The sequence below is a fragment of the Mesonia sp. K7 genome (assembly GCF_003233725.1).
GTDB lineage: Bacteria > Bacteroidota > Bacteroidia > Flavobacteriales > Flavobacteriaceae > Mesonia.
The window spans coordinates 1-25,899 of the sequence record NZ_QKQV01000011.1; the positions used below are offsets into that span (position 1 = coordinate 1).

At 37.0% G+C, this 25,899-nt stretch carries 22 protein-coding genes; 14 read left to right on the plus strand and 8 right to left on the minus strand.

What is annotated here, in order from left to right:
- Positions 1–112: 112 nt before the first annotated feature.
- From DNG35_RS12310 to DNG35_RS08660, 5 genes are all read left to right on the plus strand, one after another.
- Positions 113–5,164, plus strand: a complete 5,052-nt coding sequence (locus DNG35_RS12310; protein ID WP_304598490.1) for an RHS repeat-associated core domain-containing protein — start codon at positions 113–115, stop codon at positions 5,162–5,164.
- Between the two features lie 10 nt (positions 5,165–5,174).
- Entirely contained in the window at positions 5,175–5,633 is a 459-nt protein-coding gene (locus DNG35_RS08645; RefSeq protein WP_111128015.1) for a hypothetical protein, read from the plus strand.
- A gap of 7 nt (positions 5,634–5,640) precedes the next feature.
- Positions 5,641–5,961 carry a hypothetical protein gene (locus DNG35_RS08650; RefSeq protein ID WP_111128018.1) on the plus strand — a complete coding sequence of 107 codons (321 nt, stop codon included), beginning with the start codon at positions 5,641–5,643 and terminating at the stop codon, positions 5,959–5,961.
- Positions 5,962–6,134: 173 nt separating this feature from the next.
- Complete coding sequence (locus DNG35_RS08655; protein ID WP_111128021.1) at positions 6,135–6,758, plus strand: hypothetical protein; 624 nt, start codon at positions 6,135–6,137, stop codon at positions 6,756–6,758.
- A gap of 665 nt (positions 6,759–7,423) precedes the next feature.
- The gene (locus DNG35_RS08660) at positions 7,424–7,984 is read left to right on the plus strand and encodes a transposase (protein WP_111128024.1); all 561 of its coding nucleotides are present in this window, start codon (positions 7,424–7,426) and stop codon (positions 7,982–7,984) included.
- 268 nt (positions 7,985–8,252) lie between these two features.
- Here DNG35_RS08660 and DNG35_RS08665 read toward each other — a convergent pair whose 3' ends face one another.
- The gene (locus tag DNG35_RS08665; RefSeq protein ID WP_111128027.1) at positions 8,253–8,846 is read right to left on the minus strand and encodes a riboflavin synthase; all 594 of its coding nucleotides are present in this window, start codon (positions 8,844–8,846) and stop codon (positions 8,253–8,255) included.
- Positions 8,847–8,894: 48 nt separating this feature from the next.
- Here DNG35_RS08665 and pdxA point away from each other — a divergent pair, with 48 nt between their 5' ends.
- The 8 genes from pdxA to mtgA all read left to right on the plus strand — a co-directional run bounded on the left by pdxA (position 8,895) and on the right by mtgA (position 15,782).
- Positions 8,895–9,944: a 4-hydroxythreonine-4-phosphate dehydrogenase PdxA gene (gene pdxA, locus DNG35_RS08670; protein WP_111128031.1), complete on the plus strand. Its 1,050-nt coding sequence runs from the start codon at positions 8,895–8,897 to the stop codon at positions 9,942–9,944.
- A 73-nt stretch (positions 9,945–10,017) separates the two neighbouring features.
- Complete coding sequence (locus DNG35_RS08675) at positions 10,018–10,557, plus strand: DUF177 domain-containing protein (protein WP_111128034.1); 540 nt, start codon at positions 10,018–10,020, stop codon at positions 10,555–10,557.
- A 9-nt stretch (positions 10,558–10,566) separates the two neighbouring features.
- The gene (rpmF, locus tag DNG35_RS08680; protein ID WP_111128038.1) at positions 10,567–10,764 is read left to right on the plus strand and encodes a 50S ribosomal protein L32; all 198 of its coding nucleotides are present in this window, start codon (positions 10,567–10,569) and stop codon (positions 10,762–10,764) included.
- Between the two features lie 215 nt (positions 10,765–10,979).
- The gene (locus tag DNG35_RS08685) at positions 10,980–11,975 is read left to right on the plus strand and encodes a beta-ketoacyl-ACP synthase III (RefSeq protein ID WP_111128042.1); all 996 of its coding nucleotides are present in this window, start codon (positions 10,980–10,982) and stop codon (positions 11,973–11,975) included.
- 32 nt (positions 11,976–12,007) lie between these two features.
- Entirely contained in the window at positions 12,008–12,493 is a 486-nt protein-coding gene (gene accB, locus DNG35_RS08690; RefSeq protein ID WP_111128046.1) for an acetyl-CoA carboxylase biotin carboxyl carrier protein, read from the plus strand.
- Positions 12,494–12,575: 82 nt separating this feature from the next.
- Complete coding sequence (accC, locus tag DNG35_RS08695; RefSeq protein WP_111128048.1) at positions 12,576–13,934, plus strand: acetyl-CoA carboxylase biotin carboxylase subunit; 1,359 nt, start codon at positions 12,576–12,578, stop codon at positions 13,932–13,934.
- A 46-nt stretch (positions 13,935–13,980) separates the two neighbouring features.
- Complete coding sequence (locus tag DNG35_RS08700) at positions 13,981–15,111, plus strand: FAD-binding oxidoreductase (protein ID WP_111128051.1); 1,131 nt, start codon at positions 13,981–13,983, stop codon at positions 15,109–15,111.
- Positions 15,108–15,782, plus strand: a complete 675-nt coding sequence (gene mtgA / locus DNG35_RS08705) for a monofunctional biosynthetic peptidoglycan transglycosylase (RefSeq protein WP_111128053.1) — start codon at positions 15,108–15,110, stop codon at positions 15,780–15,782. Before DNG35_RS08700 ends, mtgA begins: the two co-directional genes overlap by 4 nt.
- Before the next feature lie 173 nt (positions 15,783–15,955).
- On the opposite strand, the gene DNG35_RS08710 is transcribed toward mtgA, so the two are convergent.
- Positions 15,956–17,029, minus strand: coding sequence for an ABC transporter ATP-binding protein (locus tag DNG35_RS08710; protein WP_111128056.1), 1,074 nt, complete (start codon positions 17,027–17,029; stop codon positions 15,956–15,958).
- Between DNG35_RS08710 and DNG35_RS08715 the strand changes: the two genes are divergently transcribed.
- On the plus strand, positions 17,007–17,909 hold the full coding sequence (locus tag DNG35_RS08715) for a M28 family metallopeptidase (RefSeq protein WP_111128270.1): 903 nt from the start codon (positions 17,007–17,009) through the stop codon (positions 17,907–17,909). The genes DNG35_RS08710 and DNG35_RS08715 overlap by 23 nt on opposite strands.
- Positions 17,910–17,957: 48 nt before the next feature.
- On the opposite strand, the gene DNG35_RS08720 is transcribed toward DNG35_RS08715, so the two are convergent.
- From DNG35_RS08720 to mscL, 6 genes are all read right to left on the minus strand, one after another.
- Complete coding sequence (locus tag DNG35_RS08720) at positions 17,958–20,132, minus strand: prolyl oligopeptidase family protein (RefSeq protein ID WP_111128060.1); 2,175 nt, start codon at positions 20,130–20,132, stop codon at positions 17,958–17,960.
- A gap of 128 nt (positions 20,133–20,260) precedes the next feature.
- Positions 20,261–21,043 carry a DUF4625 domain-containing protein gene (locus tag DNG35_RS08725; RefSeq protein WP_111128062.1) on the minus strand — a complete coding sequence of 261 codons (783 nt, stop codon included), beginning with the start codon at positions 21,041–21,043 and terminating at the stop codon, positions 20,261–20,263.
- A gap of 413 nt (positions 21,044–21,456) precedes the next feature.
- Positions 21,457–23,847, minus strand: a complete 2,391-nt coding sequence (locus tag DNG35_RS08735) for a TonB-dependent receptor domain-containing protein (protein WP_111128067.1) — start codon at positions 23,845–23,847, stop codon at positions 21,457–21,459.
- A gap of 192 nt (positions 23,848–24,039) precedes the next feature.
- Positions 24,040–24,405: a hypothetical protein gene (locus DNG35_RS08740; RefSeq protein ID WP_146228850.1), complete on the minus strand. Its 366-nt coding sequence runs from the start codon at positions 24,403–24,405 to the stop codon at positions 24,040–24,042.
- On the minus strand, positions 24,365–25,375 hold the full coding sequence (locus DNG35_RS08745) for an aspartate-semialdehyde dehydrogenase (RefSeq protein ID WP_111128072.1): 1,011 nt from the start codon (positions 25,373–25,375) through the stop codon (positions 24,365–24,367). The genes DNG35_RS08740 and DNG35_RS08745 overlap by 41 nt, the downstream gene beginning before the upstream one ends.
- Positions 25,376–25,463: 88 nt before the next feature.
- Positions 25,464–25,889, minus strand: a complete 426-nt coding sequence (mscL, locus tag DNG35_RS08750; protein WP_111128075.1) for a large conductance mechanosensitive channel protein MscL — start codon at positions 25,887–25,889, stop codon at positions 25,464–25,466.
- Positions 25,890–25,899 lie beyond the last annotated feature (10 nt).

Consider the following 25,899-nt stretch of genomic DNA (forward strand, 5'->3'; position numbering starts at 1 on the left):
AAATGTATTCTTCCTTGATGTGAATGGAGATGGATTGATAGATTTGGTTTTTTGGGATAAAGACAATGATACCTATAGTTATCACCTCAACAATGGCAGTAGTTTTGATATCATGCCCCATTCATTTGGCTCTGGGAGCCCGATCGAGGATTTTTCTTTAGGAGGAAATGCTTATTTTACATTTACGTTTGGAGTTGCCTTTTCTATTTTTGGCTTTAATTTGAAATTTATCGGTACCCCAAATGCAGGTGGGTCTCTGGGAATGAGCAAAACAAGATCAACTTTTAGGGATATAAATGGTGATGGTTTACCTGATTTGTTAAGCGAAACTTCCTCTGGTATAGGGGCAAAATTAAACACGACAGACAAAACACACCTTCTTAAAAAGGTACATACCCCTTTGGGAGGGTCTTGGGAAGTAGATTATCAGCGAATAGGCAATACCTATGATATGCCCCAAAGCAAATGGGTCTTGAATAAAGTTGAAACCAATGATGGGTTTAATGGTGATAGTGCTTTTGGCCCTAACAACACCTTAACTGAGGTTTCTTACGAAAACCCTAAGTATGACCGTAGGGAAAGATCGTTCTTTGGTTTTGAAAAAGTAACCGTTGCACAAAAGGATGTAACGCAATCGGGCAATCCTACCTACCGTTATTCAGAAACCGAATACCACAACGACAACTACTATTTAAAAGGAGCTCCAAAATCTGTAAAAACATTTGATGGCACAGGTAATATATTAAGCTCTAAAGAAACGAAGTACAACCTTTTGAATCCTGATGCTCCACAAGTAGATTTAAATGCCAACCTCAGTACTTTCTATATTGAATCTACTCTTGCCACCACCAATAATCCTGAAACGTTGATTGATAAATCCCGCTTATTTGTAGTGCCTGTCAAAACCATAAACAGAAATTACGAAAACTCACAATATATTGAATCTATTGAAGAATTCCTAAAGTATAGTGAATTTGGAAATTTAGAGGTATATACAAATTATGGCGAGGGAGGAGATGATATATACACCACAGAAATCAATTACCACCCAATGATTAATAACACGGGAATAGATATTAATAATGATGAATATTGTCCTGGCTATCCTAGCATGGTCCGTGTCTTAAAAGGGGTTAGTGGCACTGGCACTCTAATGAGAGAGCGTAGTGCTGAGTATAACCAAGGAAAAATAATTGAGGTACGTACAAAGCTTAATGGTAATGATGAGAATACTATCAATTTTGAATATGACATTTTGGGCAATTTAACTAAGGTTATTGCACAAGACAGTAAAGAAGATTATGGCAATCCTTCTTCTCCATCTTTTACAAAAGATATAACCTATGATACTGAAGTAAAAACCTATCCCATCAAAGTGGAGAATTCATTTGGAGAGTTCTCGGAAATGGAATACAATTATCTCTTTGGGGTTCCAGTGCTCACGAAAGAAGTTAATAACAATAAAATCAGAACACGTATAGATGATCGAGGGAGAGTCATTGAAATTTCAGAACCTATACAAGGGAATCATTCATTTGGTGAAGATAATTGGATCATTCGTATGGAATACAAAGGAGAGGATCCTCTGGAGGGAACAATAGGAACCAATACCTCTTCTTATCTTTTTAATGCTAAAGGAAGTTTTGAGGCCAATATACCCTATTCATTGGCTGTCTCTAATAATAACGAACATTATGCGGTGACAAGACATTTAGAGAAAAAATTGGACTATAATTATCCTTGGAGTAGTAATTTTAATTTACAAAATGAATTGCTTACCATCAGTATTGTAGATGGATTAGGCAAGGGTATTCAAGTTAAAAAAACACACCAATATTCTACCAATAATACTTTGGGTTGGCAAGTAAGTGGTAAAAACAAAGTAGATGCCTTTGGTAGGGTGATAGAAAGTTATCTTCCTACTATACAATCACCTAATAATATCATCAATCCCACGGGGACAGACTTGGAATATGATAATAGCATTCCGCCATCTATATATCCTCCTTTAGAAATGAAATATGATGAAAAAGACCGCAAGACTGCAATTACCCAGCCTGGAGAAACAACTGCTGCAACCCTGCTATATGAAGTAGAGAACGGCATGCTCAAACAAACCCTGATCAACGAGGCTGGACAAACCAACAGTACTTATATAGACAACCGTGGTAGAAAAAGAAAAACAGTACAAAATGATGAGATTACGACCACTTTTGACTATAATGCAATAAACGAACTTGTTAAAGTCACCAATACTATGGGCTATGTCACCAATAGTATCTATGATATGGCTGGTAGAAGAACCGAAATACAACACCCAGACCAGGGAGTTACCAAGTTAAAGTATGATACTGCTGGAAACTTGATTGAACGGGAATCTTCCAATTTGCTGGCAGGTGAAAACCCCGGTAAGATTACCTATGACTATACCTATAATAGGTTATTGGGCATTAATTACCCCAATAATCCAGAAAACAACGTAAGGTATGTCTATGGAGACGATGGAACTTCTGGCGTCAATTACGCAGAAAACTCTATCGGAAGAGTAGTTGTTCAAAAAGATGCGTCGGGATTACAGTATTTCCAATACGACAAATTGGGGAATGTTATTGAAGTTTCCAGAGTAGTAAATGTGGCCGGAAGAAGAGGTGTATGGTTTCGGACTCGATGGACATATGACAGTTGGAGTAGAGTACACGAGATACAATACCCTGATGATGAAGAAGTTAAATATTATTATAATGACGCTGGAAAATTATATAAAGTAACCTCTGATGTTAAGAATAGTGGTTTGCATAATACTGTAGAAATTGTTAGCAATATCTATTATAATCAATTTGGCGAACGCGAACGGATTGAATACGCCAATGGTACGTTTACCAATTATGATTATGATATCCGTAGAAGATTAGATGAGGTAGAGCATACTTTCTCAGGCGGAAACCAAAACATCAAAAAACTATATACTTATGATGTTCTTTCCAATATTACCGACATCACTACTTCAAACCCAGGCAATACCTTACCTGGTTTAGGACAATTGGGAGGTCCAGGGGAGCATCATTATACCTATGATAATTACAATAGATTGATGGCGGCCTATGGATTGTATGTAGGTCCTAATGACGGAAACCTGGGAAGTAATGACTTTCTTGCCCAGGAATACACCTTACAGATGGAATATGACAAAAGCCATAACATCATCAGCAAGACACAACAACATTATTATGACGGGGTACCATCCTATTATTATCTTGACCCTAATACTGCTTCTCTCAACAAACCAAACTCTTATGGGCTAAGTTATCAAGAATATGCACAAGGAGCCTATGTAGCGGGAGATAATTATGGTTATGTACAGCCTCATGCTCCTAGAAGAATTGTAGAAATGCCCGATGGTGGTTATGATCCCAATACAAACGATGGTGACCCCAACATAAAACACAAAACCATAGAATACGACCATAACGGTAACCAAACCATCATCAAACAAGAACTGGTAAGAGATGAAGAGGAGATTGTATTACGGGAACACCTATGGGATGAGGAAAATAGATTGACGGCCGTAGATCTTGACCCGGAAAACGAACATATGCATCCTGTAGCGGTATATGTGTATGATGCCAATGGGGAACGTATCATCAAGTACAATGAGGATCGTATAGATGCTTACTCCAATGCAGAAGACCGTCAGCTGGCAGACCGAAGAAATATCATGATTTACCCGAGTGGTCTGGTAGTCGCCAAGGTTTTACCGCCTGCTGAAAACCCTGAAGAAGGTCCAAATCCTTTGCTAAAGTATACCAACTATTATTATATAGGTAGTGAACGTGTAGGGAGTCGTTTGGGAACCAGTCAAGAAATGCTTGGCTATAACAGATGGCATGGTTTGTTGTATATTGACGTATATGACCAAACTCAGTCGATGCTCATTACCGAATATGCGGATCTCTTTCTGATGGGAGATGCTAGCCTTATCGTTACCAAAGCCTACCAGAAGTTTGGTCTTTCTAAAAGTTTACCTTCTGCCACAGGAACAGATGTGCCGGCTAGTATTCCTTCACACGGGGGCACCCCTAGTTATCCTGCACATATAGATGACATTTCCGACCATGATTTGACCAACGTAGAGCGTTTTTATTTTCACCCCGACCATTTGGGAAGTTCGAGCTATATTACTAACTTAGCGGGAGACGTGACCCAACATATGGAATATTTACCCTTCGGAGAGCTTTTGGTGGACGAACACCAAAACTCCAACAATACCCCGTTTAAGTTTAACGGAAAGGAGTTTGATGAGGAGACAGGGAATTATTACTACGGCGCAAGATACTACAACCCCAAATGGAGTATTTGGTTAAGTGTTGACCCGTTGGCGGAGAAGTATCCAAATTGGTCACCTTTCGTATATGTTCATAATAATCCTGTTAATTTGATTGACCCAACAGGAATGGAAGCTGAGAGTTCTGGAAATGGTTGTGGTTGCCCTCCAGATTGTACTTTTTGGGATCGATTAAAAAGTATCTTTACTGGGGACTTTCTAGGTATTAATGGACAACAGATGGTAGAAGACGCCAATACCTTAGCTGCTTCAGGTGGTGTTACTAATGAAGAGTCCTTACAAGCCTCTAATAGACTAGCAAGTCAATCTAAAAGAGTTGAAAAAGTTTCTCAAGCAGCTCAAGAGGGTATTCAAGTAATGGAAGAATTGCATCCGTATGGAACAGAAGCCATGCTTTTAACGCATATAATGATGGAGGATTATGAAGGAGCTGGAAACTATAGTATAGAAAACTCTCCTTATTTATTAATAGGTTCATTACCCTTAATACCTAGTGGTCCATTAAAAGTAGCTTTAAAAGCTGGCCCTGCCAAGTTAACCCAAAATGCTTTACTACATATTTTAGATAGACACGCCTACAATAGTATAGCAGAAGGAGCTGGAAAATTTTCTAAAGGAACTTCTTTAAAACAATTGTTAAATCTTATCAACACTACCACCACTGAAGGGGCTTTTAGACTTAATACAAGGGGCAGACCTGGGGTTATAGCAGAATATAATTTCGGGAGAGTAATTGGAACTAACATAAATGGAAATTCAGCCACAAACTTACGTGTAGTAATTAGTCCAAAAGGTGAAGTTATAACTGCATTTCCATTTTAAATATTAAATTATGTTTAAAATAAATTATACTATATCAAATTCTGAAAGAGAAAAAAAATCTCTTGAAGTTAATGATACTACTTTGAGATATTATTCATTTCAGGGGAGTGTTTTATTAAAATATAATAATTCTAAAATTAATTTAGATTGGGGCTGGATACCTTTATTAGATTTTGCTTATACATTACTTCTTATCTGCGAAGACTTATTAAGCGAAGAATTCTCAAGGGAAGAATTTGAATTTACTGAATCAGATGGGGTTTTATATTTTATTAGAAAAGAAAATTCAGTTGAAATCTCAACTTCTTTTTCAAATGAAATTTTAATAATGAGTATTGTATCATTTCAAAAAGGAGTAAGTTATTTTTATTATGAATTAATAACCCAAGTAAAAAAAATTAATAAAGAAATAACCAACAACCCTAATTTTAAAGTCTTTGATGACAAGTTGCATAATTTAAACATATAAAATTATAATGAAATACTTAAAAGTTTATATAGAGAATAGCATTAGTAAAGAAGGTTTACTATTTAAACTCTATAGAAGATTGTTTTTAAACAGATGCAATGAGTTAATTAACTCTTGTAATGTTTGGATTCTTGAATTCGCTGAAGAAGGTTATATTAATCGTGAGATTGGTTTGAATAAAGATTTAGAACCAGTAATTTCTATGCCCAATTCTAAATGTTATGGTTTTTTATCGGATACAAATATGACTTATGAAGATTTTTTATTTGAAAAATACAAATTTCAAAAAGTTAAACCTGAAACTTTTGAATCTTATTGGAATCCTTGATAAAAATATAAATAAATTGTAAAAAATTTATTAATAATTTTCAGTTTAGTAAAATATGGTTATAAAAATAGAAGTGTGATTATACAAAGTCAAAGGGTATAAATATAATATTTAAAAGAGTTACTAATTCAGCTAATCCTAAAATAATTGGTGTAAATAACGGAATATACCAAGTGGAATTAGATGAGAAAGATTTAGGAAACAAATACAACAATCTACTTACACAAGTGAACGTTGAAGAATTTTTAGAGCACAGAGACGAGATTTTCAATTTAGACATCACTTTGGAAGGCGAGTTATTGCCAAAAGCCAAAGTAACAGACCTAATGGGCTATACACCTCGTTTTTTTGGTTTTCATTACTTGGTTAGCCAAAAAGTTGTAGACTGTTTGAAAGAAGAAAATGTATCTAAAGAAAAATATCGTTTGTTGAAAGTCGAGATAAAAGGAGTTGACGAGGATTATTACTTACTTTATGTTCCGTGGATAAATAAATCTGCAATTATTTTTTCGGAATCATTAATATATCGGACGTTTGATGCTGATTCTTCTGATAAAGAATACTTCGAGATAAAGAATCTTAATGATTACATTGAGTTACAGGATAAAGAGCCTTTTAACTCTTTTGATAAAGTAGTTTTAAATAGTAGATATATAAAAAAACATATTATTTCAATTCAAGGAATTACCGAACTTTTCTTTTCAGATGCTATAGTTGACAAATTGCTTTCAAATAGCATAACAAGTTTAGAAATCAAGAACAAAACTTTGCTTCATTTTTCTGAAAAAGATATTTAGAGTAGTTTATATTTAAGTTATCAATCTTTTATAATTAAGATTATACTTATATTCCATTAGCGCTTGCCAATTAAACCACTTAAAATGATTGTAGTGGTCTTTTTTTCCTGTTAAATTTGTGTTTGGTGCAATTTTTAGATCCTATGTAGACATAATAAAAAGGCGCATTTCTGCACCTTTTCATTTTCATCAAAAAAAATAGTTTTCTACATAATTGTCACTTTGTCACTGTTTTTAAAATATTTGGTTATATCAATTGGGTGCTCCCTTCTTTGTAGTCTTGGAAATGCTCCCCATTCATTCCAATTTCCTCCTTTGTCATCCAAAAAGTAGTATTGATTGGCTAAATGAGTGCCCAACTGCTTTACAAATATTGCTGTAGGAGTTCCTTCAAATTGGTCAATTAAATGTTCAAACCACTCAATTTCACAAGGTCTATACCTATATTTACCTGTTTCGTTGCCACTTTCACCCCCTAGAATTGCCCCGCTAGCGCTCGACTTAGTCGAGTGCTAACTAAACTCGTTTATCACGAGTGCTGTACATATCGATAAAACTGTACAGCAAAAAGCAATAGATAGAAACTTATCGATCAGAAAGTTTAAATGCCACTAACAAAAAAACCACAGACTTAACAAAAAAATTTTTTTTATTTTAGTGAGGCTATGAGTAGGAAATATAAGTTTCACAACGAGTCAGGGTTATATTTTGTGAGTTTTGCAACCGTTTATTGGATAGATGTTTTTACCAGGCAGGAATATTTCGATATGATCACATCGAGTATTATCTATTGTCGTTCGAATAAAGGAATGGAGCTTTATGCCTATTGTATTATGCCGAGTCATATTCATTTTATCTTTCGCTCTTCTACCAACCAACCTATGGAACTTCTGCGTGATTTTAAAAAACATACCGCCAAAAAAGTAATTGAAGCGATTAATAATAATGCTCAAGAAAGCAGAAAGGAATGGATGCTATGGATGTTTGAAAAAGCGGGAAGAAGACAAGGGAATATTAAAAACTATCAGTTTTGGCAACATCATAATAAACCTATAGAGTTATGGAGTGAAAAGGTTATTTTGCAAAAAATAAACTATATTCACAACAACCCTGTAAAAAGCGGTTTTGTTTTACAACCAGAAGACTGGAAGTATTCTAGTGCAAGAAACTTTATAGAAGATCATACGGTTTTAAAAATTGATGACGCAGGTTTCTTGGGAATTTGATAGTGGGCACTCGTTATAAACGAGCGCTAGCGGGGGATGATGTATTTGGTTTTGTGTTTATAGTCGGAGTATAGTTTTCTAAACTCCAAAAACCTTTGTCGTCCAATAGGTTTGTCCAATTACTGATGCTATTGAAATTTAATTTTTTATAGGTAGTATTGCTATATTAGCTTTTGTTTATCTCGACCAACCGCTTTACATACTTCCCCGCTAGCGCTCGACTTAGTCGGGTGCATGATTACCAACACTACTTGGTATTATTGCTATATTAGCTTTTGTTTACCTCTACCAACCGCTTTACATACTTCCCAATTACATCAAACTCAAGGTTGACGACATCATTTTCTTTTAAATACTTAAACGTAGTATTTTCTAAGGTATAAGGGATAATCGCTACGCTAAATTCATTTTTTTGGCTGTTCACCACGGTAAGACTCACCCCATTCACGGTAATCGAACCTTTTTCGATGGTGATGTTGTGCAGGCTTTCGTCATAAGTAAAGCTAAAAATCGTGCTTCCGTCTTGTTGTTCTATCTGTTTACAAACGGCGGTTTGGTCTACGTGGCCTTGTACAATATGCCCGTCAAGCCGAGCACCCAATTGCATGCCCCTTTCGAGATTGACCACGTCGTCTTTTTGTAGGTTACCCAGGTTGGTTTTTTGTAGCGTTTCTTCAATAGCCGTGACTTGGTAGGTATCGTTTTCGATATCCACGACGGTCAAACAAACACCGTTATGCGCCACACTTTGGTCGATTTTGAGTTCATGGGTAAAGTTACAAGACACATATAAATGGAGGTTTCCACCTTCTTTTTCTATGTTTTTTACCTTTCCCAGGGTTTCGATGATTCCTGTAAACATCTTCCTGATTATTTATTACCTTTACCCTGCAAAAATAGAGATTATTTTATGAAAAAGGCTCAAAACATTCGAGTAGGGATTAGTATAGGCGATTTAAACGGTATAGGCAGCGAAATTGTTCTCAAAACTTTTGAAGATAGTAGAATGTTGGATTTTTGTACGCCCGTGATTTTTGCCAATAACAAATTGCTCTCTTTCTTTAAAAAGCACTATAATTTGAGTTTGAATTTTCAAGGGGTCAATAGTCTCGACAAAATCATCGATGGGAAAATTAATGTCATCAATGTCTGGAAAGAAAATGTCAAGATCAATTTCGGAGAAGAAGATAAAAGTATAGGAAAATATACCTTGCTGTCTTTACAGTCGGCGGTCAAAGCCTTAAAAGAAAACCAAATTGATACCTTGGTAACGGCTCCCATCAATAAAAATGTAATCCAATCCGACGAGTTTAAATTTCCGGGGCATACCGATTACCTCGCGCAAGAGCTCGGTGACGGAAAAAGCTTGATGTTTATGGTAAGCAAAGACTTACGCATTGGGTTATTGACCGATCACGTTGCCGTAAAAGACGTAGCCGGAAAAATCACGCCTCGACTCATCGAGGATAAGATCGCCATGATTACCCATTCGCTGAAAGCAGATTTTAAAATACGCAAACCAAAAATCGCCATGTTGGGCATCAATCCGCATAGTGGTGATAACGGGGTCATTGGCAAAGAAGACGATGAGGTGTTAAAGCCTACCATCAAAAAACTGACCGAAAAAGGACAATATGTATTTGGACCTTATGCGGCCGATAGCTTTTTTGGAAGTAAAAACTATCAGAATTTTGACGCCATTATCGCGGCTTATCACGACCAAGGCTTGATCCCTTTTAAAACCCTTGCTTTTGGAAAAGGCGTCAACTTTACAGCAGGTTTGAGCAAAGTGCGTACTTCACCCGATCACGGAACCGCTTATGAAATTGCAGGAAAAAACGAAGCCGATTTTACGTCGTTTAGAGAAGCGGTGTATACTGCGATAGCCATCTATAAAAACCGAAAAGAGTATAAAAAACTGACCAAAAACCCACTGAAAAAGCAGTCTAGAAAATTATAAACATTTTTTGTTGATAATTTTAGAGTTAATACATTAAATTTTATATATTTGCACGCTCGAAACTGATGATGAAATGAAGAATTTGAATGAATTTAAAATCCCTTTTGTAGGATTAAAGCTGGGGAAACATCATTTTGAGTATCAAGTTGATAATAAGTTCTTTGCGTTTTTTGAGTACGACGATTTCAATAAAGTTGACGTTAAAGTAGATTTGGAATTCGAAAAAAAATCTACGATGTTGGAGTTAAATTTTCATATCAAAGGCACGGTCAATCTCAATTGTGATGTGACCAATGAGCCTTATGACGAAGCGATAGAAAACAATCTTTCGTTGGTAGTGAAGTTTGGTGAAGCCTATAATGACGAAAACGAAGAGTTGTTGATTATCCCACACGGAGAATACCAACTCGAAGTACAACATTACATTTACGAGGCGATTGTATTGGCAATTCCTTTTAAGCGAATTCACCCAGGGGTAGAAGACGGTACCTTAGAATCAGACATACTCGATAGATTAGAAGAGTTACAACCAAAAATAAAAGAAGAAAAAGACAACGAAGAGGAAACAGATCCTCGTTGGGATAAATTAAAAAACTTATATAACGATAAATAATACTTAGCAATGGCACATCCTAAGAGAAAAATATCTAAGACAAGAAGAGATAAAAGAAGAACACATTACAAAGCAAAGTCACCACAAATTGGTGTAGATGCAACAACAGGTGAAGCTCACTTATACCACAGAGCGCACTGGCACGAAGGAAAACTTTACTACAGAGGTCAAGTACTTATCGACAATACTGAAGAAGTAGAAGCGTAAAAAAGGTTCATTTAGAATTGAAACTCTCACCAAAAAAGTGAGGGTTTTCTTTTTTAGACCAAGGTTTAGTTTCTAAAATTTCAAAATTTGCAAATGTTAACGATAATTAGTTGATAAAGTGCTAAAAACGTTTTACTTTGCATATATTTTTAGAATAAAACGTCGATTTTGTTCTTTAAATATAGATTTTTTACTTTTTTTGAAATAAAATATTTATGAGTAATATAAAAGCAGCAATTACTGCTGTGGGTTCATATGTTCCAGACCATGTCTTAACCAACAAAATGTTAGAAAGCATGGTAGATACCAACGACGAATGGATTACTACCAGAACGGGTATCAAAGAACGTAGAATTTTAAAAGAAGAAAACAAAGGTTCTTCTTACCTCGGGATCAAAGCCGCACAAAACCTTATCGAAAAAGCAAATGTAAACCCTGCCGAAATAGACATGGTTATTTTTGCCACCGCTACACCAGATATGCCAGTAGCTTCTTCGGGTGTTTATTTGGCTTCACAAATTGGTGCCGTCAATGCATTTTCTTACGATTTACAAGCAGCATGCTCTAGTTTCCTTTACGGAATGTCTACAGCGGCAAGGTATATTGAATCAGGAAGGTATAAAAAAGTATTGTTGGTCGGTGCCGATAAAATGTCATCGATTATCGATTACGAAGACAGAGCCACTTGCATCATCTTTGGAGATGGCGGCGGAGCAGTACTTTTCGAACCCAACACCGAAGGTTACGGTTTACAGGATGAGTATTTACGAAGTGATGGTATTGGAAGAGAGTTCTTAAAAATTGACGCGGGAGGTTCGATCATGCCACCAAGCGAAGTGACGGTTGCCCAAAAATTACACTACGTACAACAAGACGGAAAAACCGTATTTAAGTTTGCCGTTTCGAATATGGCAGATGTGAGTGAGAAAATCATGAAACGTAATGATCTAGATAAGGATTCGGTAAATTGGTTGGTAGCACATCAAGCCAACAAAAGAATCATCGACGCCACCGCAAAAAGAATGGGCTTAGAGGAAGAAAAAGTCTTGATGAACATCCAACGCTACGGAAATACCACCTCAGCAACATTACCTTTATTACTTAGCGATTACGAAAAACAACTTAAAAAAGGAGATAACATCATATTTGCCTCATTTGGTGGAGGATTCACTTGGGGTTCTATTTACCTCAAATGGGCATACAATTCATAACAACAAACAATCAGACTTAAAAACTTTTATTTATGGACATAAAGGAAATACAAAATCTAATCAAATTTGTTGCAAAATCAGGAGCAAGCGAAGTTAAATTAGAAATGGATGATATCAAAATCACCATTAAAACAGGAACAGGTAGCGATAAAGAAACCACGATTGTTCAGCAGATTCCAATGGGCAATATGCCACAGGCTCCAGTAGCAGCTCAACCAGCAGCTCCTGCCGCAGAAACTCCAGCGGCTCAACCTGAGAAAAAAGCAGAAGATAGCAACCTTGTGACCATCAAGTCTCCAATTATTGGTACTTTCTATAGAAAACCATCTCCAGACAAACCCGTGTTTGCAGAGGTAGGAGATAGCATTAGTGTTGGTGATACTGTATGTGTAATCGAGGCTATGAAGCTTTTCAACGAAATCGAAAGCGAGATTTCAGGAAAAATCGTAAAAGTATTGGTAGATGACGCTTCTCCTGTAGAGTTCGATCAGCCTTTATTTTTAGTAGAGCCAGCATAAGAAATTTTAAATCGACAGCTTTAAAAGAGATTTCGCTTAAAGCGGATTAAAATTTAGAATTCAACATTTAAAATTTCACGAGATGTTTAAAAAAATATTAATTGCCAATCGAGGAGAAATTGCCCTACGTGTCATCAGAACATGCAAAGAAATGGGCATCAAAACCGTAGCGGTTTACTCCAAAGCAGATCAAGACAGCTTGCATGTGCGTTTTGCCGACGAAGCTGTTTGTATTGGTCCTGCACCAAGTAGTGAATCTTACCTTAAAATACCTAACATCATTTCGGCAGCAGAAATCACTAATGCCGATGCGATTCATCCCGGTTACGGATTTTTATCTGAAAACGCTAAATTTTCAAAAATCTGTGAAGAGCACGAGATTAAATTTATTGGAGCTTCCGCGGAAATGATTGAAAAAATGGGGGATAAAGCCTCAGCTAGAGAAACGATGATGGCAGCTGGCGTACCTTGTATTCCGGGGTCAGATGGTTTACTCGAAGATTATGACGAGTGTTTAAAAACAGCTAAAAAAATGGGCTTCCCGGTTATGCTAAAAGCTACAGCTGGAGGTGGCGGAAAAGGAATGCGTGCGGTTTGGAAAGAAGAAAATCTTGAAGACGCTTGGAACTCTGCTCGTCAAGAAGCTGGTGCTGCCTTTGGAAACAACGGAATGTATATGGAAAAACTGATCGAAGAGCCTCGCCATATCGAGATACAGATTGTAGGTGATAGCACTGGAAAAGCATGTCATCTTTCTGAAAGAGACTGTTCGGTACAACGTCGTCATCAAAAGCTGACCGAAGAAACCCCTTCGCCTTTTATGACCGATGAATTACGTGAGAAAATGGGTGAAGCAGCGGTAAAAGCGGCAGAATACATCAAGTACGAAGGAGCAGGAACCGTAGAATTTTTGGTAGACAAACACCGTAATTTCTACTTTATGGAAATGAACACCCGTATTCAGGTAGAACATCCAATAACAGAGCAGGTAATCGATTACGATTTAATTCGAGAGCAAATATTAGTTGCTGCAGGAGTGCCTATTTCAGGAAAGAATTATTTCCCTAACCTACACTCAATCGAATGCCGTATCAATGCAGAAGATCCGTATAATGGGTTTAGACCTTCCCCAGGTAAAATTACCAACTTACATGCGCCAGGAGGTCACGGTGTACGAATCGATACACATGTGTATAGTGGTTATTCAATTCCACCAAACTACGATTCGATGATTGCCAAGTTGATTACGACCGCGCAAACACGCGAAGAAGCGATCAATAAAATGAAACGTGCTTTAGACGAGTTTGTCATCGAAGGAATTGCAACGACCATACCTTTCCATAGACAATTGATGGATCATCCCGATTATATAGCGGGTAATTATACCACCAAATTTATGGAAGACTTTGTGATGGACGAAAAGTATAAAGACCAAGCATAATTTTATTGACCCTCGATTTTTCGAGGGTTTTTTTATCTCTTTTTATTTGAACAAATCATTATCATATTGGGAACTCAAAACCTATTTCACACAGGTAGATTTTACCATTATTGGTAGCGGAATTACGGGCTTAAACTGTGCTTTACGCTTACGCGAAAATTTCCCAAAGGCGAAGATATTGGTTTTAGAAAAAGGGGTTTTACCTGAAGGTGCGAGTACTAAAAATGCGGGTTTTGCTTGTTTTGGCAGTGTTTCAGAACTATTAGATGACCTTAAAACCCAATCGGAAGGAGAAGTTGCCCATTTAGTGGCAAAACGTTATCAAGGGTTACAGCAGCTCAGAAATAACTTAGGAGATAAAAACATTGGGTATAAAAATTATGGGGGTTATGAAGTTTTTACCGAAAACCATACGGCACTTTACGAAGAATGCTTTTCTAGGGTAGAAGAAATCAATCGTTTGTTGCAACCTATTTTCAGCGAAAAGGTATTCCGTGAAAGTGAGAATAAATTTAGTTTTGGTAAGGTGCTTCCGAAATTCATTTACAATGCTTTCGAAGCGCAAATTGATACCGGCAAAATGATGCATTGTCTTTTACGAAAGGCGGTTCAAAATGATATTCTGATCCTCAATCATTGCCATGTGAAAGCTCTTGAAGACACTCAAAACGGAGTAGAAGTAATCTTAGACAGTTTTAGCTTTCAAACGCAAAAAGTATGCATTGCGACCAACGGTTTTGGCCAACAACTCGGCATCGAAAAAGTAAATCCGGCAAGAGCGCAGGTTTTAATTACAAAACCTATAGAGAATTTACAGTTCAAAGGTACTTTTCATCTCGAGCAAGGCTATTATTATTTTAGAAATATAGACAACCGAATTTTATTGGGCGGTGGTAGAAACCTTAACGTGCAAGGCGAAACGACAACGGAATTTTCGACAACCGAACAAATTCAAAATCAGTTAGACAAATTGTTGAGCGAAGTGATTTTACCCCACCAAAAAGCAGAAATAGAACATCGTTGGAGCGGAATTATGGGCGTGGGCAAAACCAAGAAACCCATTTTAAAACAAGTTTCAAATAACGTATATTGTGGCGTCAGATTGGGCGGAATGGGAATTGCCATTGGTACTTTTGTAGGACAACAATTAGCAGATTTAACCAACAGAAACGGATGAAAAGGTTTTTCAAATTCATATTAAAAGGGATACTTTATTTTTTTGTATTTACCATTTTATGGGTGTTGCTCTATAAATGGGTTCCCGTCCCTGCGACATCTTTGATGGTCATTCGTTATTTTGAGCAACCATCAGAAGAGCGAGAATTGTGGTCACATGATTGGAAGCCGATTGAAGAAATTTCACCTTACCTACATTTAGCCGTGATTTGTAGCGAAGACCAAAACTTCCAAAAACACAATGGGTTTGATTACGAAGCGATCGAAAAAGCTATTCAGAATAATAAAAAAGGTAAACGCTTACGCGGAGCCAGTACCATTAGTCAGCAAACCGCTAAAAATGTGTTTTTATGGCCAGGTAGGACTTGGCTTAGAAAAGGGCTTGAAGTGTATTTTACCTTTTTGATCGAGACTTTATGGAGTAAAGAACGTATTATGGAAGTGTACCTCAACAGTATCGAAATGGGCAAAGGGATTTACGGTGCAGAAGCAGCATCCCAATATTGGTTTAAAAAATCGGCGAAGAACCTGAATAAGCACGAAGCTGCAGCCATTGCCGCAGTATTACCCAACCCGTTGCGGTATAAAGCTAATCCAGCGAGTAGTTATATACAAAGTCGTAAAAATTGGATCGTTCGCCAAATGGTGTATTACGGGCCGTATAAATATTAACGCGTACATCCTAGATGTTCTTTTGATGATGACCCAACCCTTGCGTATGTCAGTTCGAGTAATCCCGAGCACTCGGGATTGTATCTAGAACTAGACATAACTAATAAAGTGATAGGAATAAAATATACCTCTCGATACATTTCGTTGTGCGAAACATTAGGGGAGATAACATTTTATGACTGGGAAGAAGAGGCATTTAACAATCTTGTCAGCAAGCCTTGATCTTTAAAATCTATTCGAATCATTTCGTTGACACGAAATTTATGATCGTGCCAAAACAGAATTTTTTGCTCTGTTTCTTTAGTGATACTTTCAATCAGAGACTCTTTTTTACCAGGATAATTCTGAAGTACTTTAGCTTTGATTTTTCCATTTTCCGCGAAAGCGAAATCCGAAACGTAGGCTAAAAGGTTTTGGTTAGAATTGGGTTTCCATAACTGTTGTGAGATGGTGTTCACTTCTTCAAAAAGGGAAGAAATGTAAAAATCTTCTCGTGCTTCGTATAGATTTTTTGGGGTGTTGTTGGCAAGAAGTTTTCCGTCCTTTAACACCAAAGCCGTGTCGGCATAAGCAAACATATCTTCACTATCGTGAGTGGCAAAAAGACAAGCAATACTTTCTTTTTTCATGTAGTTAAAAAGGTTCCGCCGCAGTTTGTTTTTCCTAAAATTATCGATGAAATTAAAAGGCTCGTCTAAGAGCAAGAGTTGTGGTTCTTTTGCTAGCGCTTGTGCAATAGCAACACGTTGTTTTTGTCCGCCGCTGAGGTTTTTAACCTTTCTGTGATTAAAACCCACCATATCGATGACCTCTAAAAGCTCATCACAACGCTGTTGGCTTTTTTCAGGATACTGACGACTCAGATATTTTTTGATGTTTTCTTCCACCGAAGTGTAAGGCATCAATTCGGCTTCTTGGGCTAAATATTTGAGCTTTTGATGTCCCGGAATCAGTTGAAATGCTGGCCCTAAAATTTTATCGTTGTTCCAAAAGATTTCGCCTTGAGCGATGTCAATCAAACCGTAAACTGCTTTTAACAGTGTGCTTTTCCCACAGCCGCTTTCACCAATCACACAAACGTGTTCGCCTTTTTCAACACGAAACGAAATATTTTGTAAGGTAGGTTGATCGTAATAAGAGAAATGTAAGTTTTTGACATGTAGCATAAGTTCAAAAATAGAATAATCTAAGCGATGATTTGTATATTTGGGAAAACTTTGTTTGATGAAACCATCACTTTTAAGCATATTATTTTTCTTGTTTGCTTTCCATCTTTTTTCCCAAGAAGAAATCACCGAAAAAGAAATCTATGGCCATATTCATTTTCTAACTTCCGAAAAATTAGCGGGTCGATATCCTGGAACAAAAGCCAACGATTCGGTGGTAGTATATATCTTCAACGATTTTACTGCAAACGGAATTACAGTACTCCAGCAAGAGTTTGAAGCCATGATGCGAAAAGACAGTAGTACAGTAAAAACCTTTAATGTGATTGGACTTATCAAAGGAAATGATCCTATTTTAAAAGATGAGTTTATTGTTTTAGGAGCTCATTACGACCATCTCGGGAAATCTGGAGATAGTATTTATTACGGTGCTGACGATAACGCGAGCGGAACGGCTTCATTGTTGGAAATAGGAGAGAAGCTCTCCTTGAACAAGGAAAAACTTAAGCGGAGTATGATTTTGATTGCTTTTGGAGCCGAAGAACAAGGTTTGTTGGGGAGCAAATTTTTTGTAGAAAATCCACTCTTCCCACTGGAGCGAATTAAAATGATGATTAATTTAGATATGGTGGGTAGACTCAACGAACAGCAACAAATTTTTATGGGCGGTGCAGGCACTTTTCCTTACGGAGTAGAACTGATGAAATCTTTAGGAAAAAGAAGCAACTTGAATCCAGTCGTTCATGTTGGTTCGGTGGGCGGCTCAGACCATGTTTCATTTTACAAAAAGAAAATCTCGGTGTTAGGTTTACATACGGGAGGACACCCACAATACCACCAAACGACCGATACCCTAGATTTAATCAATCTCAAGGGGCAAGTAAAAGTGTCAAATTATGTTTATGATACCATCGTTGCCCTTTCTAATTTTGAGGAGCTGTTTTTTATCTATCAGAAATAAAAAAAGCCTCAAATTTCGAGGCTTTTTAAATTATAATAGTGAATGGTATTAACTCTTCGGCATATTTTTGATGCCCATATTCCATAAAGTAAAGCCATAAATATCGGCGTATTGCTCGATGGTTTTACTTACGGGTGTACCTGCACCGTGACCGGCATTGGTTTCAATACGAATCAAAGTAGGGTTATTTCCAGCTTGTTTATCTTGCAGTTCTGCAGCAAATTTAAAACTATGTGCAGGAACTACTCGATCGTCGTGATCGCCTGTCGTTACTAAAGTTGCTGGATATTCTGTTCCTTCTTTGACGTTGTGAACTGGAGAATAGCTTTTTAAGTAGTTAAACATTTCTTGGTTATCTTCAGCAGTTCCATAATCGTAAGCCCAACCTGCTCCAGCGGTAAACGTATGGTAACGCAACATGTCTAAAACTCCAACTGCAGGTAAAGCCACTTGTACCAATTCGGGTCGCTGTGTCATGGTTGCTCCCACTAAAAGACCACCGTTTGAACCACCACGAATTGCTAAATAATCACTTGAGGTATATTTTTGATCGATCAAATATTCCGCAGCAGCGATAAAATCATCAAAGACGTTTTGTTTTTGCATTTTGGTACCGGCATCGTGCCAAGTTTTACCGTATTCGCCGCCACCACGTAAATTGGCAACTGCGTATACACCGCCCATTTCCATCCAAACAGTGTTGGCCACGCTAAAACTAGGAGTGAGACTGATGTTAAAACCGCCGTAACCGTAAAGTATGGTTGGGTTTTTTCCGTTGAGTTCGATCCCTTTTTTGTGGGTAATGATCAGCGGAACTTTCGTACCATCTTTAGAAGTGTAAAACACTTGCTTGCTTTCGTATTGGCTCGTATCAAAATCTATTTTTGACTTTCTAAAAAGGGTAGATTTTCCGCTTTCGATATCGTATTTATAAATATTACCCGGAGTTACATAATTGGTAAACGAATAGTACAACTCTTTTTCTTCTTTTTTAGCACCAAAACCGCCAATACTTCCAACGCCAGGCAATTCGACATCACGCACCAAATTTCCGTCAAGGTCATATTGTTTTATGGTAGAAACCGCATCTTTCATATACTCAGCAAAGATGTAACCACCACCCGTTGATGGGCTTAAAACGTTCTCTGTTTCAGCAATAAAATCTTTCCAGTTTTCTTCGGAAGGATTATTGGCATCTACCGTTACTATTTTTTTGTTTGGTGCGTTTTTGTTGGTGACCAAATAAAGTTTTGAACCTTTGTTTTCTAATAAATACGTATCGGTTTCGGTATGACCAATTATTGTTTTAAGCGGTGCATTTGGTTTTGACAATTCTTTTAAGAAAAGTTTGTTGCCAGAGGTTGAGGTTCTTGCACTTATAAGTAAATATTGGTTGTCTTCGGTTACATTTCCGCTTACGTAGCGATGCTTTTCGGCGTCAGTTCCTCCAAAAACAAGCTGATCTTCGTTTTGTTTGGTGCCTAGTTTATGATAATAAAGCTTATGCTGATCGGTTTTAGCAGAAAGTTCACTGCCTTTTGGCTTGTCATAACTTGAGTAATAAAAGCCTTCTTTGCCTTTCCAAGACATTCCGCTAAATTTTATATCAACGAGTGTGTCTTCTATAATTTCTTTGGTTTCTGCATCTAGAACAATTACTTTTCGCCAATCGCTTCCGCCTTCTGAGATAGAATAGGCTAAAATTTTTCCGTTTTTAGAAAAACTCATTCCGCCTAATGAAGTCGTACCATCATCGCTAAATTTATTCGGATCTAAAAAAACCTCTGCATCGGCTTCATTACCTCCTTTTTTATAACGGTAAATCACCGATTGGTCTTGTATACCTTCATTTTTACTGAAATAAGTATAATCACCTTCGTGGTAAGGCGCTCCTATTTTTTCGTAATTCCAAATTTCTTCTAACCTGTTTTTGATAGAATCACGGTAAGGAATCTGGTCTAAATATCCAAAAGTAACCTCGTTTTGTGCCTTAACCCAAGCCTCGGTTTCGGCGCTGCGATCATCTTCTAACCAACGATAAGGGTCTTTTACTTTGGTACCAAAATAAGTATCTATCGTATCTACTTTTTTGGTTTCAGGATAGGTTACTGCCATCTCTTTTTCTTCTGTTTTTTCTTCTTTTTCCTGGCAAGCAACTATTGCTAAGACAGAAAATAATACAACTAATTTTTTCACAAGTATAAATTTTTTAGTTATGAGCATATTCAAATATACAAAAGCATTGTAAATAAGAATAATAGTTTTAGTAGAGGGTTGTTGATAAAAACAAGAGGCTAAACTTCTTGTATTCTAAACTGTGGTTTTAGCCTCTTTGTTTTTTCTGCGTTTGATTATAGAATATCAAAATGTGCTCCCTCTGCGTGGGAGTTACCATCTAGATCAACGACAACAATAGTTACATGGTATTCTCCAGGAGCCGCATTGGCAGGAACAGGAATACTTTCGTGAAATTCTACTGAAGTTCCACTATAAGTGGTATACGTCTCGTCAAAATCCCATTCTACTTGACCACCTGTTGGGGTTACATCTTCTCCGTGAATGTTTATAGAGATAGACTGAATACCATGCTCTGCTTCTACATCGGCGTGCGGGTGTAAGGTTCCTCCAGCAGCGACATTATCAATCATGATGTTTTGAATGGTGATATGCTCTTCACCGCTATGAACTTCCCCTAAAATAAACTCTGCAACCGCTTCACTTTGGTTCCCAGCAGTATCGATGGCAAAAATTTCCAAATGGTATTCGCCTTCAAGTACATCAGCAGGAATAGCTATCATCTCAAGAACAGAATAAGAAGTTTTGCCCGCCTCAATTTCAAAAGTTTGGGAATATGACCATGGCTCTGAAGCATTTGTCACATTTGAGGATCTGTCATGCGTGTGTCCGTCAAAATTATTATGAACTTCCACTTTATAAGAAGCAAGTTCTACATTGTCTTCTAATTCTATGTCTAGGTGTAATTCACTACCCAACTCAAAAACTTGATCTGTGGTAGGCTCATGAATTTCTATGGATGGTGCTTGATTGTCTAATCCGCTATCGTCATCACTACTACAAGCATAAAAAAAGAGGCTTAAAATGGTGATGAAGGTATATATTTTATAATTTTTCATTTTGTTCAATTTATATATTTATAATTTTTTAAAAAGGTTGCAAGTACTTTTTTATAAGTTAACTTGCTTTATGATTGTTTAGGTTATAGGAAATTGAGGTGGACCCCGATTATCAAAAGCTTTTATTTGCCTTGGTTGAAAAGGTTTATGATAATTTGAATGTTGATAAACCCATATTAAATCAATAAAAAGAGATGAATACATTTCTTTAGGAAGAAAAGATTCATAAAACTTAATATGAAAATATTCACAATGATGATCGGCGATCGATGTGTCGGGTTGGATTTCAACTTTATACTTTGCTATGCCAATAACATGGTGATGAGTGGTCCAAACATAATGTATAGCCGTAGTTAACTGCACACTTATAAAAGCAACAGCGACTACAAAACTTATATGTTTTTTATCTATTCTCACGCTTGGTTTCCAAATGGGATGGTGATATTTAACTGAATATTTCTGCCCATTTCTGGGATATGTAATCTTCGATAAAAGCTGGTGTGGTTAAAGTATTGTGTATTCAACAAATTGGTAACTTGTAAATTGATATTACTTTTAAATTTTTTAAAATGTAATTCACCACTTATACCCATTCCAAAAAGAGCGTAGCCCGGAGTTGTTATTTCGCCTTGAGCGATTTGGTTTTGATCCATAGCTAAGCGGGAATTAATATAAATTTCAACTGCTTCAAGGCGTTCACTTTCCTTAAAAAGTCTGTAACCTGTTTCTAAAAACAGATTATTGGCAGGCGTAAAAGGCAGTGGATAATTTCTGGAAGCATCGCCAGTGATTTGTTTGTTATGTAATACTTCGCCTATCATTAAGGTTCTTAGTTTTTCGAAAAAGACTTTTTGTACTTCAATTTCTAATCCTGAGAGTAAGGCTTCAGACTCGGTGTATTCAAACAATTGCCCTGCATGGGGAAGTAGCGAAAAAACACCTGTAGGTTTTAAGAAAATATAATTGGTAAAATAGTAGGCATACGGATTGGCAGAGACTGAAAAGTCCTTGTCTTCAAAAGTAACTTTCACATCAGCTACAAAGCCTTTTTCAGGATTGAGGTTGATATCTCCTTGCTCATGCCTAAACGAACCGTGATGAATACCATTGGCACCAAGCTCTATGGCCGTAGGAATTCTAAAATTGGTTCCGGCGTTGGCGTTAAGCTGCCATTTAGGAGAAAACTCATAAAGCATACCTGCCATAAAATTAAAACTGTCAAAACTTTTTTCTGCCTCAGGACTTCTTTCAGCGTAAGCGTTAGCCTGTTCTTGGGTTTGGCCATTGCCAATTAAATAATTGTATAAAATAGGGTCGTAATAACGAGAGATATCAATATGGTTGTGGTCGTACCTCATTCCTAAGCTGTAAAGTGCTTTTTGTGAAGGTCTATATTCGTGGGTAATAAAGCCAGCAATGTTTCGACTGTTGTATTTTGGGAGTAAAAAATTAAAACCATCGATGGTATTTTCTTGCGATTTGAGTTGAAGACCAATACTGCTTTTATGTTCAGTAGAAAAACTTTTGTTGAATTTGAATTGCGCATCGTAAGTGTCTAACTGAAAACCTAATTCTAAATTAGGGTTTTGTATAGGTGGTGTCTGACCCGCATAATGGGTATGAAACAAACTCCACTCTTGTCTTAAATTGCGTTGATAACCCAGTAAAATATCTAAACTTGCTTGGTTAAAATAAATGCTGTTGTTATTAATAAGCTTAAAATGGGTAGCTCTTTGGTAAGGAAATTCGATATTTCGCTCACTACCGTCAGGACGAACACGGTCGATAGAAGGAATACCATGAGCTCCAGGGAAAAACCCAGATTTTTGATAAACTTGACTCACACTGACCAATGATTTGAACTTCTCACCAGTATAACCAAACTGTGTATACCAATCGAGTTCTTTACCAGCCGTATTTTTAAGCTTTTCGTTATAAATAGGAATGTTGAAGTTAAGATAGTTAATCGTATCTGCGGGTAAACTGTAGTCACCATACTCTAAGCCAGTTAACTTTACTTTGTAAAAGAATTTGGGCGTTTTGTAATTGAGATTTAAGGAACTACCAATAGTGTTATTAACAGATTTCCCTAAAGCAGTTAAACTTCCTGAAAAACCTTCGTATTCTGGTGCTTTGGTGTTGTCTACTTTGATGACTCCACCAATGGCATCGCTACCATACTCTATAGCTCCAACACCTTTTAATACTTCGAGGTTTTCTACTGCCAAGGCATCTAATTCTAAACCGTGATCGGCTCCCCATTGCTGCCCTTCTTGCTTGATGCCGTTTTCTGCTACAGCCACACGATTGAGGCCTAATCCTCTAATAATGGGCTTTGAATTTCCTGCACCAATTTCCATTGCGTTTACGCCAGGTAATTTTTCTAAACTCTTCGCCAAAGAACCCGCAAACTCTTTTTGGATATAGGTTTGTTCTACAACTTCTTTGCTAGCGGTACTTTTCTCTATCGCAGAGGCAGAAATGACAACTTCTTGAAGAGATGAGGTCTCCGGAATGAGTTTTATAGGTAAATGTATATTTTGCGATACATTTATGATGGTGTCAAACGTAATATAACCAATATAAGACGCTGCGAGGTAATAACTCCCTTTTTCTATAGCCCGAATGCTAAAACGACCATCAGGTTCACTTACTGCATACTTTTCTTCAATATGGATATGTGCTTCTGCAATAGGTTTACCGATAGAGTCGGTTACAATTCCTGAAACAGAAAAAGTTTGACTATAGGTAGTTGACGAATATAAAATGAGAAATGTTATAAAACATTTTATTAAAAATCTCATAATTGGGGATTTGGTAAAATATTTATAAAGCACTTTTCGAGTACTTTACACAAAAAACTTCAAATGATATAGTGTCCTTTTAAGTATATTTATTGACCACAAATTATGATAGCAAAAGTTACTCAAAACGAGCATGTGTTTTTGCTATAAGTAAGTATTATAAAGAGAAAATGGGTAAAATGTACTTTAGGACTACAACAAAAAAGGAGGAGGTTTGTTATAATGTTTTCCCGAAAGGCCTTTAGGAATAAACACCCTAGCATATAAATTTTGGACTTTTGGGGTTTGCTCGAACTCGAAATAGGTGATTTCTATGGTCGCCGAACTGTCGTTGATAAGTGGTTTGGTTTGATCTGTCGTTGCGATGATACACCATTCGCATTCTTGTTGCGGGTTGTCATCATCGTGTAAAAAACTATGCAAACCAATGCCTTTGATTGCCAAAAAAGCAACCAATAAAATTCCTAAAATGGTATTTTTTAAAAACTTAGCAGGCATGATTGCAAATATAGTCTTTTTATACAAACGCTTTTTGTGGTGTGATAATATTCTTTTCAATCAGTTTTTCGGCAATTTGTACTGTGTTGGTTGCAGCGCCTTTTCTCAGGTTATCGGCGACAATCCATAAATTGATGGCTTTCGGGTGCGTGTGATCTTTTCTTATTCTACCTACAAAAACATCGTTTTTACCTTTCGCATACAATGGCATTGGGTACGTATTGGTAATGGGGTTGTCTTGTAGGGTAATTCCGTTAAAATCGTTTAAGGTTTGTTTGATTTCTTCGATGGTAAAATCGTTTTCAAACTCGATGTTGACCGACTCACTGTGACCGCCAACCACAGGAATTCTTACCGCTGTCGCGGAAACCAAAACGCTATCGTCACCCAATATTTTTTTGGTTTCGTTGGTGAGCTTCATCTCTTCTTTGGTGTAATCATTGTCTAAAAACACGTCACAATGTGGTAAAGCGTTTTGGTGTATTTGATACGGGTACGCCATTTCCCCTTTTTGGTTGTTGGCTTCATTTTCCAATTGTTGAACGGCTTTTACACCGGTACCTGTAATCGATTGGTAGGTAGAAACAATTACTCTTTTGGCTTTAAACTTATCGTGTAAGGGTTTTACTGTCATTAAAAGCTGTATCGTAGAACAGTTAGGATTGGCAATAATTTTATCATTTTCGGTAAGTAAATCACCGTTGATTTCTGGGATGATGAGCTTTTTATCGGTATCCATACGCCAAGCTGAAGAATTGTCGATGACAAATGTCCCTGCTTCAGCAAATTTTGGAGCCCATTCAAGTGAAGTTTCGCCGCCAGCGGAAAATAAAGCCACATCGGGTTTGGCGTTTACGGCATCTTGTAGGCTTACAATTTTGTAGTTTTTCCCTTTAAAGGAAATCTCTTTTCCTACAGATTTTTCTGACGCTACGGGTATAAACTCAGAAATCGGAAGATTTCTTTCTTCTAAAACTTCTCGCATCACTTCGCCAACCATTCCGGTGGCACCAACAACGGCTAATTTCATTCTTTTTCAATTTGGGATTTTAACAGCCGTAAAGATATTTATTTTTAATAAAAAAGCCTCGAAAATATCGAAGCTTTATCACTTGGTTTTATGAGTTTTGCTTTTTCAGCTCATCTCTAATTTGGATAAGCAATTCTTCTTGCGTTGGCCCTTTTGGAGCTTCTGGAGCTGGCTCTTCTTTTTTCTTCGACTTTTCGTAAGCCTTTAAGAATAAATAGATAAACAAACCAACAATAATAAAGTTGATGATTGCCTGAATAAGGTTACCATACGTAATTACCGCAGCTTTGGCTTCTTGTGCTGCAGCAAGGCTTTCATAAGAGTTACCATCTAGTGCAATAAACTTTTTGGTAAAATCTACGCCTCCTGTCAACATTCCGATAATAGGTGTAATAACATCTTTTACAACTGAATCGACAATAGTTTTGAAGGCTGCGCCAATTACAACAGCTGTTGCTAAAGCCACAATATCACCTTTAAGCAAAAACTTTTTAAAATCACTAAAAAATCCCATTTCTATAAAA